Raw genomic sequence first — 13146 nt, 5'->3', positions numbered from 1 at the left:
CTTTGGGCTTCATTCTTTTGATGCTTTTCTTTTTTTATTTTTATGAGGTTTTGTCGGTTTAGTTTTTTGTGAAGTTTGTTCAGATGAAAATTGGAGTTTAGCTAAACGCGCATAAATTCCATTTTGCTTAATCAGTTGGGCGTGAGTTCCTTCCTCAATAATAGAGCCTTGATCCATTACAAGAATACGATCTGCTTTTAACACTGTTGCTAAGCGGTGAGCAATGACTAAAGTTGTGCGATTTTTCATGAGTTCGTCTAAGGCTTTTTGCACCAACTTTTCATTCGTTGCATCTAAGGCTGATGTTGCTTCATCCAATAACAGGAGAGGGGCATTTTTCAAGATCGCGCGCGCAAGACCAATGCGTTGTTTTTGTCCTCCTGAAAGCATGATGCCTCCTTCTCCTACTTGGGTTTCAAAACCCTGTGGTAAGGAGTCGATAAATTCAGATGCATTGGCTGCTTGGGCCGCAGCAATGATTTGTTCTTCATGAGGATTGTGAGCACCAAAGGCTATGTTCTCGCGAACTGTTCCCTCAAAGATATCGATTTCTTGAGGAACGTAGGAAATCGAAGAACGTAGGTCATGAAGGGAAAGGCGGTTAATGTCAATGCCGTCAAACTGGATACGACCACTGATAGGATCATAAAAACGAAGAATAAGAGAAAAAAGGGTACTTTTCCCTGCCCCGAAGGGCCAACAAAAGCAACAGTTTCTCCTGCTTTGATGGAAAAAGATAAATCAAGCAAAATCTTTTTTTCTGGTCTGGAAGGGTAGGTGAAATGAACACGATCAAAAATAAGAGACCCTTGAATGGGAAGGGCGCGTGATAAAGGAGATGCAGGCGTTGTAATGGTGGGTTTTTTTTGTAATAATTCAACAAGACGTTCTGCCGCTCCTGCTGCTTGCACTAATTCCGCTCCAATTTCTGATAATTGTGCAAATGTTGTTGCTGCAAAAACCGCATAGAGAACAAATTGGCCAAGCGTTCCCCCTGTCATGGTTCCGTGTAAAACATCCTGCGATCCAATCCACAAAATTGCGACAACACTACTAAAAACAAGAAAGATCGCAAAGCCAGTGAAACAAGAACGAAGAATCACAGAAGTGCGGGCTGTTTGAAAAACACGTTCAATCAGTATTGAAAAACGCTCAGAGATATTTTTTTCAGCTGTAAAAGCTTGGACCGTGCGAATGGCACTCACCTGTTCCGAGGCTAACGCATTGGCTTCTGCTAGGCGGTCTTGCGTTGTGCGTGTGCGTGTGCGTACTTTGCGTCCAAAAACAATCAAGGGAATGGCAATAAAGGGAATGGCAAGCAAAACCAATAAGGAGAGCTTAGTGTTTGTGATGACCATCATGACAATGGCTCCAATCACAACAATAAGATGACGCAACGCTGTAGAGGCTGTCGATCCTACCGCTAATTTTATCTGGGTTGTATCTGTTAAAAGACGTGAAATAATTTCTCCTGAATGGGAATAATCAAAAAAATCAGGAGAAAGGTGCAGAATATGTTGAAAAACATCACGCCGTAAATCAGCAATGAATCGTTCACCCAGTGTGATGACACAATAGTAACGGATGGCTGAAGCCAGAGCAAGCAGTAAAGCTAAGATAAATAAAATACCAAAATAGAAATTCATTTTTCCATGGCTTGAAGCTGAAAAACCGTAATCAAGCATTTGACGGATAGCAACTGGTAAAGCAAGAGTGACACAAGCCGCAACCAATAAAGAGAGAAAAGCGCAAATTATAAGGCAATTGTAACGTTTTATATAAGGGCTAAAAGAAGAAAAAGAATGTTTTACTTTGAAAGGATTCTTAGATTTTTCTGAGAGGTTCAGGAATTTCATGGGATTTTGCGTCTTTATTGGGTTAATGATAAAATTTAAATAGATTCAGATATTTTGGGCACTTGTTTTTTGATACGTACTCAGCTATTGAAATTTTAATTTAACGAGTGTATCAAAAAGACAAAGAGAGCGCACTTAAAAAATACATAAAGTGCTATTTCGTTGCGTGAAGATAGAAAGTTTGTCGTATGAAAGCTAATATTCACCCTGATTATCACATGATTAATGTTGTGATGACTGATGGAACTCAGTATACAACCCGTTCAACGTGGGGCAAAGAAGGGGATACCCTGAATTTGGATATCGACCCAATAAGCCATCCGGCATGGACTGGAGGATCGCAAACATTGGTTGATCGTGGTGGGCGTGTTTCTAAGTTTAAGAATCGCTTTGGGGGCCTTGGCTTTTAAAATTTCCAATTATCTGAAGCATAAAGAGGCATGAACTTTTCAAGATTTATTTTTTCAAGAGCTCTATGAAGAGCTCCGGTTTTGTTCGCAAAAGAAAAGGAAGCGCTTAATCTCTTATGTCAAAAGAGAAGATTTTATGATGAAAAGAGAAGCACAAAAGGTCTTTGAAAAATCGCAAAAATAAGAAAAAGACAAAGAGTCCTAATCCCTAAACTAAAGAAAAGTCCTATATCAAAGGAAAAATTGCTAAAAAATTCTATGTATGAAAAACAAATGTAAAAAGCACTGCTGTTTTCAAGCAATAAAGCAGAAAAGTCTTTCTTTACTTAATAAAAAGATCAAATAAAAATTCTTTCTTAACAACCAAGCCTCTTTTTAAAACAGAATGTTTGCTCTATCTTTCTTTTCGCTTTACCTATGAAATTTTTGTTAATCAAAAGCAGAATAAAGAGTTATGCTGACAGTTTTGCTAAAATTTCATCACTGACATCAAAATTGGCATAAACATTCTGCACATCATCATCTTCTTCTAAGGTGGAGATCAAACGTAAAACAGAAAGCGCTTTTTCTTCATCAATTGGTGCGAGGGTAGTTGCTTTCCAAATGGTTTTAATAGATTCTGCTTCGCCAAGTGTGTTTTCAAGAATTTTCGAAACTTCACCAATATCTTCAAAGGCACAAAAAATGTGGTGACCTGTCTCTTCCGATTGTACGTCTTCAGCTCCTGCTTCAATTGCTGCTTCCATAATAGTGTCAGCGGTTCCAGATTCAAGTTTATAGATAATTTCACCAATGCGATTAAACATAAAGCCGACGGAACCTGTTTCTCCTAAGGCGCCTCCTGATTTTGTGAAAGCAGCACGGACATTTGAAGCAGTACGATTGCGGTTATCGGTTAAGGCTTCAACAATAACAGCTACACCGCCAGGGCCATACCCCTCATAGCGCACTTCATCATAATTTTCGGCATCACCACCTGAAGCTTTTTTGATCGCTCGTTCAATATTATCTTTTGGCATTGATTGAGCTTTTGCATTTTGAACTGCGAGTCTTAAACGCGGATTCATTGTTGGGTCAGGAGAGCCTTGTTTGGCTGCGACCGTGATTTCACGTGCAAGTTTGGAAAATATTTTTGAACGCATCGCATCTTGACGTCCTTTACGGTGCATAATATTTTTAAATTGTGAATGGCCTGCCATGGCTTACCTTTTTGTTGGATGATCAAACACTTTACTTTTTGTGGGATAAATCTACCATAAAAAAAAGAGCAACGAGATTAAAGAAAATCTTTATAAAAAAATTCTTCTCAAAGGTAAAGACATTCTGATTATGATTGTTATGTATGAGAGAGATCTCTTGTCGTGAGCCAAAAATCAGGATATAAAGATTATGATTTCATGGTTATTAAGTGATTTGTTTTGTGTGTCATCTTGTTAGGATAGGGTGAAAGTCTTCTATAATAAAAGGTTAAAGTTTCAGAGTGGGCAGTAACCTGCCTCAAGAAGAGGTCGATAAAAGGATATAATAAATATGTCAACGCAACTTTTGATGCCCAAAGCAACAGCTGTTTGGTTAGTCGATAATACAGCACTTTCTTTTGATCAGATCGCCGAGTTTTGTCAATTACATGTGTTAGAGGTCAAAGCAATTGCTGATGGTGAAGCGGCACACGGAATTAGAGGTTTGGATCCTATTAGTTCTGGTCAGTTAACACGGAGTGAAATCGCACGTGTCGAAGCAGATGCAACAGCGCGATTAAAAATTTCTGCATCAAAAGTACAGGTTCCTCAAACTAAGCGCAAAGGCGCACGCTATATTCCTTTGTCTCGGCGTCAAGATCGCCCCAATGGGATCTTATGGTTGATTCTCAATCATCCTGAATTAAAAGATGCGCAAATCGCACGATTGATTGGCACAACTAAAGGAACTATTGAGCAAATTCGTAACAGAACCCATTGGAATAGTAATAATTTAGTTCCTCTGGATCCCGTAGGCTTAGGGTTATGTTCGCAAATTGATTTGGATTTTGAATTACAACGGGCAATAAAAAATCTTCCTTTGCCTATGGAGGGAGATAAAACTTTACTTCCAACATCAGTGACAGAGAATGCCACTCTGGATGAGAGTGAATTTGAAAAAACTTTTGATAAGAATCTCGATGCTGATACGGTGTTTGCTAAACTCAACGCTTTGCAAAAAAAACCTCAAGAAGAAGAACAAGAATAAAAAATGAGCAAAGCTGTAAAAGTAAAGCAGAAAATCTTAGATAAAGCTGAAGAGAGAGGCTGGAGAGAAAAATGAGCGAAAAGCTCAGTGAAACATCTACCAAAGATGGAAGAAGGAAGAGAAAATAAAAAAGAGCAAGCTTTTATTTCGAAAAGATTATAAAAAGTAAGGCATATAATATTTATGATAATAGTAAAATAAGGAGAACGGGTTTATGAATTCTCTTCGAAATGTTATCCATTATCCACTCGGGGTAGTCTTTTGTTTGTTGTTAACTTTGATCGGTTGTGGCAAAAAGAGTATTGATACAAACAACTCTGTCAGTAATTCTGGTTTCAATAATGTACAGGCGGGTTCGTCACAAGATTTTACTGTTAATGTTGGAGATCGCATTTTTTTTAGTTTGGATTCCTCTTCTATTGAATCCGATGCCGAATATATTTTAGCACGTCAAGCAGAATGGTTGCTTCGTTATCCGCACTATTTTATTACGATTGAAGGCCATGCCGATGAACGCGGAACGCGTGAGTACAATTTAGCTCTTGGGCAACGTCGTGCCGTTGCGGTGCGTGATTATCTTATTTCTTTGGGTGTATCTTCCCAGAGAATGAATACGGTCTCTTACGGAAAAGAAAGACCTGTAGCAATTTGTGATAATATCTCTTGTTGGAACCAAAATCGACGTGCTGTTTTAGTCGTTAATAATACGAGAAGTCATTAAAAGACGATAAAGGGCTAAAAAAGAGACCAGTTGTGATAATATCTCTTGTTGGAACCAAAATCGACGTGCTGTTTTAGTCGTTAATAATACGAGAAGTTATTATAAAGACGATAAAGGGCTAAAAAAGACCAGTAAGTGGGGCTGAGTAAAGGAATAAAGTGCTGCGGAGGAATAAAAGAAAGAAGTAAATATAGGCAGAGATAGAAAGGGAATAACAGGGTAGAAAGTTTTCTCTTCATTTGAGTTCCGTTTATGCGCTTTTTTGTACAATATTTAAAAAATTCTTTTCTTCTCTTTTCCTTCAGATAAAAAGATATTCTATGCTTTTTCAAAGTAAAAAGTCTACAGGTGTGTTTGCGCATAACAGCATAACAAAAAGGAAAAAAGCATTTTTTATAAACAAGAATATAAACAAGAAAGAGTCCTTTATTGTATTCGTAATCCTTTATGTATTAGGCTTCTCGGTAGGTGTATCAGTTTTTAAAACTGCAAAGAGAGTCGATGTGGGAAAGGATTAAAAAGGCTGTGACGGTCAGATAATGATCCATGGAATGATTTTCCAGGGATAAACAAAAAGCAATTATAAATAATACGGGAAGTTATTGGAGACAACCTTAAGGCAACGAAGCACATTTTTTATACAATGCTGTGGAGGGTTTCAGTTCCATATGCTATATAATAATCACTGTGACTGGAGATTTTCGTTTTTATCCTGAGGATAAAAGAATTTATACGCCATTTAAGTAAGTGTTCTGAATTCAATTCTTTAAGAGATGCAACTTGAATGTTCTGTTGTAGCAACTTGGGGTATTTTATTGTAGCTCTTTGAGTATGCTGTTGCAGCTATAGAGTGAAAAAAGAGTTTTACGAAGCGCTATCCTCTCTTTCATGTAGAGGGTTGAGAGGTCAAAATATTTTATGATACTGAGATTTTACTGATCTTAATGAGGTGCATAATGGATTGATCAAAAGAGTAAAGTTCATGATACCTTGGAGATAAATCAAAAGAGACTAAAATATTGGAAGTGTTTGTGTCAGTGTGCTTTCAATGAGGAGTGAAGTCGTTCCCAGTGTCCATTAAATTAGCAAAAAATCTTTTTAAAAAAACAGATTTTTCTCATTGTCAGAAATTGATTTTAGGGGTTTCTGGAGGGAGTGATTCATTAGCTTTATTGTTTTTGGTCAAAGAGCATTTAAAAACATTGCCCATTGCTCCAGAAGTGATTGTTGTAACAATTGATCATCAATTACGTGAAGAATCAGCGTATGAAGCAGAAAATGTTGCAAAAATTTGCTATGCCTTTCAGATAAAACATATCATTGTACGATGGGAAGGCAAAAAACCACAAACAAAAATAAGCGAAAAAGCGCGGATTGCGCGATATGATTTATTGTTCAAAGAAGCACAAAAACAAGGTGCAACACTGATTATGACAGGGCATACGCTCAATGATCAGGCTGAAACTTATCAAATGCGTGTTCAACGGAGTCAAAAGAAAACGGAAGCGGCTCGACACGAAACTTCAGAAATGCCATGGAAAGATAGAGAAAAGGATAAGGCGCCTGCAAATGAAGAAATGGAGATATCAAAAGAAAATAGTCACAAAAGGTTGGTCCAAAAGGACGAAGAAAGATATGAGCGCGGTTTATCTTGTATGCCAAGAGAAGCTTTGTTGTATGGCAAAGTGCGTTTGATTCGGCCATTACTTGGGGTTAGACGTAAAACGTTGCGTGCTTATTTGTCTTTACGGGGATCAACATGGATTGATGATCCAACAAATGAAGACTTAAAATTTGAGCGTGTGCGTGTGCGTCATTTTCTTCATCAAAAAAAGCTTACTGAAATCGCTCAAAAAGTTCATAAAGCTACAGTGCAACGTCGGGTACAAGCGCAAAAGGTTGCAGATTTGATTTTAGCCTTGGATATCACTGTGGAGTATGGGCACTGTTTTATCGGAAAGCCTCCTTCCTTTTTACAGCAACATCATGCCTTCCCCTTTGTTGTTGGGCTTTTTATTGTTTTAATGGGGGGAAGCTCATATTTGCTGTCTTCTCAAAAATTGGCCGCTCTGGATCAAAAATTATGTTTACATGATCTAGAAAAAAAACGGTTTACTCTGGCTGGGGCGGTTATTGAATATAGCCGAAAAGGACTTGCTATATGGCGCGAAGCACGTCATATTCAAAAAGCAACTATTGCTCCGGGAGAAACCTTTATATGGGATCAGCGCTATCAAATTATTAATCATGATACAACAGCCATATGCGTAGGGCCTGCGGATTTACTTCACCTGAAAGATTATCTCAATCAAGGTAAAGGTGATCTCGAAGCTCCCCATTTTCCCTCTTTGCAATCGTTGGTGATGATTTCTAATGAAAAAGGAGTTGATATTCCAGAATTGACATATCATTTTTATTGTCGACGCAATATTATAATCAAACGCATTATGGCGCCGTTTCATTGGTTGGTGTCACAAGAAGATGCACCGATTGTCGATGTTGTAGGATCTTTCTTCAATTTTAATTGAGTAAAAATTAAGATTTAAAGAAAAAAGGGGAAAAGACGAAGAAAAATCATTTTAAAAGATAATAAATAGTTCTTGTATCTTGGCAAGGAAGAAACAAGATTATATGTTGGACGCGACTCTTAAGAATCTCTATTTAAATAAATGGGCTTAATATGAATTCCAATTATCGCTCCCTTTTGATTTGGGGGATCATTGCTGTTGTTTTAATTGTGTTATTTTCTCTTTTTAATGGAGATAGCCAGCACTCTGGAAATAGCGAAATATCTTATTCTGAATTTTTACAGAAAGTTGAGAATGGCGAGCTTAAAGCTGTAACTATTCAAGGGCAAAAGTTAGTAGGAAAAACTGTAGATCAGAGGGCTATCTCAACCTATGCACCAAGAGATCCAGGGTTGGTGCAAAAATTGGAAAACAAAAAAGTCAATGTTAAAGCTATTCCAGAAAGTTCTGGAAATAACATCTTTCTTAATTTATTATTTTCGTTGCTTCCCGTTATTATTATCGTTGGGGCGTGGATTTTCTTTATGCGACAGATGCAAAATGGATCACGCGGCGCTATGGGTTTTGGGAAGTCAAAAGCAAAATTGCTTACAGAAGCGCATGGAAGAGTCACTTTTCAAGATGTTGCTGGTGTTGAAGAGGCTAAGCAGGATCTACAAGAAATTGTCGATTTTTTACGGGAACCACAAAAATTTCAGCGTTTAGGTGGGCGTATTCCACGGGGTGTTTTGCTCGTAGGGCCTCCAGGGACAGGGAAAACTTTGCTTGCTCGTTCTGTTGCAGGGGAAGCTAATGTGCCCTTCTTTACTATTTCTGGGTCGGATTTTGTGGAAATGTTCGTGGGAGTTGGAGCAAGCCGTGTTCGTGATATGTTTGAACAAGCCAAAAAAAATGCCCCTTGTATTATCTTTATCGATGAAATTGATGCTGTAGGGCGTCATCGGGGTGCAGGATTGGGCGGAGGAAATGATGAACGCGAGCAAACATTAAATCAGCTACTGGTTGAAATGGATGGATTTGAACCCAATGAAAGCATTATTTTAATTGCTGCAACAAATCGTCCTGATGTACTCGATCCTGCTTTGTTAAGACCTGGACGGTTCGATCGACAAGTTGTTGTCCCAAATCCTGATGTATCCGGACGGGAACAAATTTTAAAAGTGCATGTGCGGAATGTGCCTCTGGCTCCTAATGTTGATCTGAAAATATTAGCGAGGGGAACACCAGGATTTTCCGGAGCTGATTTGATGAATCTTGTTAATGAAGCTGCTTTAATGGCTGCAAGCCGTAATAAAAGAGTGGTGACAATGCAAGAGTTTGAAGACGCCAAAGATAAAGTGATGATGGGGCTGAACGTCGTTCAACGGCTATGACACAAGAGGAAAAAGAACTCACAGCCTATCACGAAGCAGGACATGCTATTGTAGCTTTGAGTGTTCCTGTTGCTGACCCCGTTCATAAAGCAACAATTGTGCCAAGGGGAAGAGCTCTGGGCATGGTCATGCAATTGCCAGAAGGGGATCGTTATTCTATGAGTTATCGTTGGATGATTTCACGTTTGGCTATCATGATGGGAGGAAGAGTTGCCGAAGAATTGAAATTTGGAAAAGAAAATATCACCTCTGGAGCAGCATCTGATATTGAACAAGCAACAAAGTTAGCACGAGCAATGATCACGCGATGGGGATTTTCCGATATTCTCGGAAATGTTGCTTATGGCGATAATCAAGATGAGGTTTTTTTAGGGCATTCCGTTGCAAGAACACAAAATATCTCTGAAGAGACAGCCCGCATGATCGATGCTGAAGTGCGTAAGCTGATTGATGATGCTTACAAAAGTGCAACAAAAATTTTGAAAGAAAAAAAGAAACAGTGGTGGGCTATTGCTCAGGGCTTGTTGGAATATGAAACATTAACAGGTCAAGAAATTAATGATATCATTAAAGGTAAACCTCCTGTTCGCTCACAAGCAAGTGAGAATCAAAGTTCGCGATCTTCAGTTGTGCCTAAAGTAGGGAAAAAAGGAAGAAAAAATACTCTCAGTCTTGAAGAAGAGAATCAGACACACAAAGATGAGACCAGTGATGCTGAAACAAAATTACAAAACAAAAAAAATAAAACTGAAGCAAATAAATCTGATAAAGCTGAAACAGGAAATATCTCTGCAAATAAAGAAAAAGCTACAGAAAAGCCTCATACTTCTGAGCTAAAGAAAAAACAAACTCCTGCTAATGATGCTTAGTCAAAACATATCATTATTAAAGTTTTATGCATCATAATCACAAAAATCTATTCAAATTCTTCAGAGAATTTTAAAGACAGAATGGTATTGTCTAGGAGAATAAAAGCTGTGAGGTTGGGTTTAAGAAAATCAGTGAGGAAAAAAGAGAAGCGTTGCGAAGGAGGGTGCAGTAAAAGCTGGAAGAAAATTAAAATTTTTGACGGAGAGTATAGAACTCTTAGGAGTTCATTCATTATGATATATCTTCAGTAAAATGGAAAAAAGTTCTTTTGATAAGAGATTTCTTCTTCATTTTAAAAAATAATCAAAACGTAAAAAATTGCAGTATGTCGGAGCTGTAAGAGAAGTATCTATGTAAAAGGAAAAAAATGGTACGAAAATATTTCGGTACAGATGGAATTCGAGGGAAAGCCAATCTTTTTCCTATGACACCAGATTTTGCCATGAAAATAGGAATGGCAGTTGGTGTTCTCTTTCGCACAAAAGAACAATCACATCGCGTGGTTATTGGAAAAGACACACGTTTATCTGGTTATATGTTAGAAAATGCTTTGGTTTCAGGATTGACTGCTGCTGGAATGGATGCTTTCTTATTAGGACCGGTGCCAACCCCTGCTGTTGCTATGTTATGCCGTTCATTACGTGCTGATTTGGGCGTGATGATTTCCGCTTCGCATAATCCCTTTTATGATAATGGTATTAAACTTTTTGGTCCCGATGGTTTTAAACTTTCCGATGAAATAGAAATCAAAATTGAACAACTGGTTGAGACAGACCTTTTACACTCTTTAGCAGAATCTTCAGAAATCGGTCGTGCTAAGCGCGTGGAAGGGGATATTTATCGTTATATCGAATATGCTAAACGAACTTTGCCACGCGATGTACGATTGGATTCTTTGCGTATTGTTGTGGACTGTGCCAATGGCGCCACTTATAAAGCAGCGCCACGCGCATTATGGGAATTAGGAGCAGAAGTCTTTGCAATTAATAATGAGCCAACGGGCTTTAATATTAATCAGAAATGCGGATCAACGGATCTCACGTCTTTAAAAAGAAAAGTGCATGAAGTGCGTGCCGATGTTGGAATTGCTCTTGATGGTGATGGTGATCGGGTGATCATGGTTAATGAAAAAGCTCAAACTGTCGATGGGGATCAAATCATTGCTGTTATTGCTGAGCATTGGTATGAAACGCAAAGGTTGCAGAACAATGGAGTGGTTACGACAATTATGTCAAATCTGGGGCTTGAGCGCTTCTTAAACAGCAAAGGATTGGATCTCATTCGGACAAATGTGGGAGATCGCTACGTTGTAGATGCTATGTGTCAAAAAGGATACAATGTGGGTGGAGAGTCTTCTGGGCATATCGTCTTAAGTGATTTTGGAACAACCGGTGATGGATTGGTTGCTGCCTTGCAAATTCTTGCTTGTATGCAGCAAAAGCAGTATCCTATGAGCCACTTATGTCAGTGTTTTGAAAGTGTCCCACAAATTTTAAAAAATATAGCAATTAAAAATAAAAATATATTGCAGAAATCTAAGGTCAAAACTGCAATCGATCGCGCACAGAAACGTTTAGGCAAAGATGCACGATTGGTAGTTCGTTCCTCGGGAACTGAACCATTAATTCGCATAATGGCTGAAGGCGACAATCAAGAAGTAATTGAAGAGATTGTTGCAGAGATCAGCGATGTTCTTGTGCAGCATGATGGCACTAAAGCAGTGCAGTGAAAAGAGCGGAAAACTTTTGAGAAAAGAGCGCGCTTTGTTCTGTTTATTGCTGTGAATCCTTATACACAAGGACATAAATTTGTGCACAATGCCGTCAATTTATGTGAGAGGTGGGATAAAAACTTACTCTTTTGCTTGTGTGTTTATCTTTTGCAGAGAGAAATCTCTCATTCCTTTTTATATAAGTAAGAGAGGCTATAGTTATTCTATCAATTCTCTTCTTATGATGAGCAAAGGAAAGTATAAAAATATAAAATCATTCAGTAAAAATGCTTTATTGTTATAGGCATTGAATATGAGAAAGAATTTTAGAATAATCCATTGGAGAAACAGATATTCTTGTGGTGAAAGAGTATGCTCTTGTTGTCTTTGAAAAAAATGATCTATCAAAAACAGTGATATGCTTGTGGCCAAAGTTTGTTGTGTGATACCAAGCAAAAGAGAGTGTATCGTTGGTCCTAAAGAAAATATTCTATTTGTTGGACGGATCTTATTCTAGTTACAGAAAATATTAAAATGATTACAGGTTTAGTATTCCTGAAAGCAAAGGGTCCTTTTGTCAAAAAGGCTTCAGCTTGAAAAGAATTCCTCTCGAGGAGGGTTTTGGGTGAAGAGCAAGCATCTTTTGGATGTGCGAAAAGTGCCCCCTTCTTTCTGAGGGAGGTCTTTTTTATTTTTTTTTCCAGAGAAAATAAGTCATAAGCCCGAGAAGAGGCCCCCCTAATTTAACAAGAGGAAAATGTTTGTTTAATAGCGTAAGGCTGGAAAGGGCCGAAGTTGTTATAAGCTCATGACGCTGTTTTTCCCACTGCTTTTGGTGATTGTGACGATGGGACGATTTTAAAAGCTTGCAAAGAACAACGCTGAGTCCTGCAACAAAAAGCCATATAAAAAATAATGTACTTGCTGCTGCAAGAGGAGACATCACCAAACATAATGCGAGAAAACCTATGATGCATAAAAAGATCAGGGCTATAAATAATGCAATTCCAATAATCCCATAGCAAAATGTTTGGATTTGGATTTTCTTGACAGTGCTTTGAAGCCCTCCACCAGCAAGGTGGCTCAAAAGGGGTGCGATCACTTTATACATTGGTTAACGGCGCAACAAGTGAGAAAGAATAAAACCAATTCCTGTCGCAATAAGAAGAGCCTTGCCAGGATGATCACGAACATGTTGGTTGACTGTTTTTTCTAGATCACTATACTTGCTTTTCGCTTGTGATAGGAGCTCTTCGCTATTTTCTTTTGCTGAACTGTAAAGTTGTTCAGCTTTGTTTTTTGCTTCATTCATTTTGTTGGAACCAAAGTCACTTACGGTTGAGGTGATGCCTGCAATTTCATTACGTAATTGATCCAGCTGTTTTTTTAGTTTTTTTTCTGTATCTGTTTTGTTGTTTGTTTTATTATTTGCCATAATCATTATTCTTTCT

Annotated in this window: 8 protein-coding genes and 2 pseudogenes; 6 read left to right on the top strand and 4 right to left on the bottom strand. The window is 38.2% G+C overall.

Going from position 1 to position 13146, the window contains the following annotated elements; genetic code table 11:
* Positions 1-9 precede the first annotated feature (9 nt).
* A pseudogene (locus tag BAR153v2_RS05925) lies at positions 10-1856 on the bottom strand (ABC transporter transmembrane domain-containing protein).
* Between the two features lie 188 nt (positions 1857-2044).
* On the opposite strand from BAR153v2_RS05925, the gene rpmE reads away from it, so the two are divergent.
* Positions 2045-2266 (top strand): 50S ribosomal protein L31, encoded by a 222-nt coding sequence (gene rpmE, locus BAR153v2_RS05920; RefSeq protein WP_078680702.1) that lies wholly within the window; start codon positions 2045-2047, stop codon positions 2264-2266.
* Positions 2267-2718: 452 nt separating this feature from the next.
* Here rpmE and BAR153v2_RS05915 read toward each other — a convergent pair whose 3' ends face one another.
* A complete protein-coding gene (locus tag BAR153v2_RS05915; RefSeq protein ID WP_078680701.1) occupies positions 2719-3465 on the bottom strand; it encodes a YebC/PmpR family DNA-binding transcriptional regulator in 747 nt (248 codons plus the stop codon).
* 331 nt (positions 3466-3796) lie between these two features.
* On the opposite strand from BAR153v2_RS05915, the gene BAR153v2_RS05910 reads away from it, so the two are divergent.
* The 5 genes and pseudogenes from BAR153v2_RS05910 to glmM all read left to right on the top strand — a co-directional run bounded on the left by BAR153v2_RS05910 (position 3797) and on the right by glmM (position 11713).
* A complete protein-coding gene (locus tag BAR153v2_RS05910) occupies positions 3797-4492 on the top strand; it encodes a DUF1013 domain-containing protein (RefSeq protein ID WP_078680700.1) in 696 nt (231 codons plus the stop codon).
* A 214-nt stretch (positions 4493-4706) separates the two neighbouring features.
* Positions 4707-5213: a peptidoglycan-associated lipoprotein Pal gene (gene pal / locus BAR153v2_RS05905; protein WP_078680699.1), complete on the top strand. Its 507-nt coding sequence runs from the start codon at positions 4707-4709 to the stop codon at positions 5211-5213.
* A 1070-nt stretch (positions 5214-6283) separates the two neighbouring features.
* Entirely contained in the window at positions 6284-7741 is a 1458-nt protein-coding gene (tilS, locus tag BAR153v2_RS05895; protein WP_078680697.1) for a tRNA lysidine(34) synthetase TilS, read from the top strand.
* Between the two features lie 152 nt (positions 7742-7893).
* Positions 7894-9983, top strand: a pseudogene (gene ftsH, locus BAR153v2_RS05890) (ATP-dependent zinc metalloprotease FtsH).
* Between the two features lie 368 nt (positions 9984-10351).
* On the top strand, positions 10352-11713 hold the full coding sequence (gene glmM, locus BAR153v2_RS05885) for a phosphoglucosamine mutase (RefSeq protein WP_078680696.1): 1362 nt from the start codon (positions 10352-10354) through the stop codon (positions 11711-11713).
* Positions 11714-12383: 670 nt separating this feature from the next.
* Here glmM and BAR153v2_RS05880 read toward each other — a convergent pair.
* Together BAR153v2_RS05880 and BAR153v2_RS05875 are read right to left on the bottom strand one after the other, a co-directional pair.
* A complete protein-coding gene (locus tag BAR153v2_RS05880; protein WP_078680695.1) occupies positions 12384-12806 on the bottom strand; it encodes a hypothetical protein in 423 nt (140 codons plus the stop codon).
* 3 nt (positions 12807-12809) lie between these two features.
* Positions 12810-13130 (bottom strand): YqjD family protein, encoded by a 321-nt coding sequence (locus BAR153v2_RS05875; RefSeq protein ID WP_078680694.1) that lies wholly within the window; start codon positions 13128-13130, stop codon positions 12810-12812.
* Positions 13131-13146: the final 16 nt, after the last annotated feature.

The organism is Bartonella sp. AR 15-3 (assembly GCF_002022445.1).
GTDB lineage: Bacteria > Pseudomonadota > Alphaproteobacteria > Rhizobiales > Rhizobiaceae > Bartonella.
The sequence above is the reverse complement of the archived record's forward strand: the minus strand, read 5'-3'. Positions and strand labels throughout refer to the sequence as shown.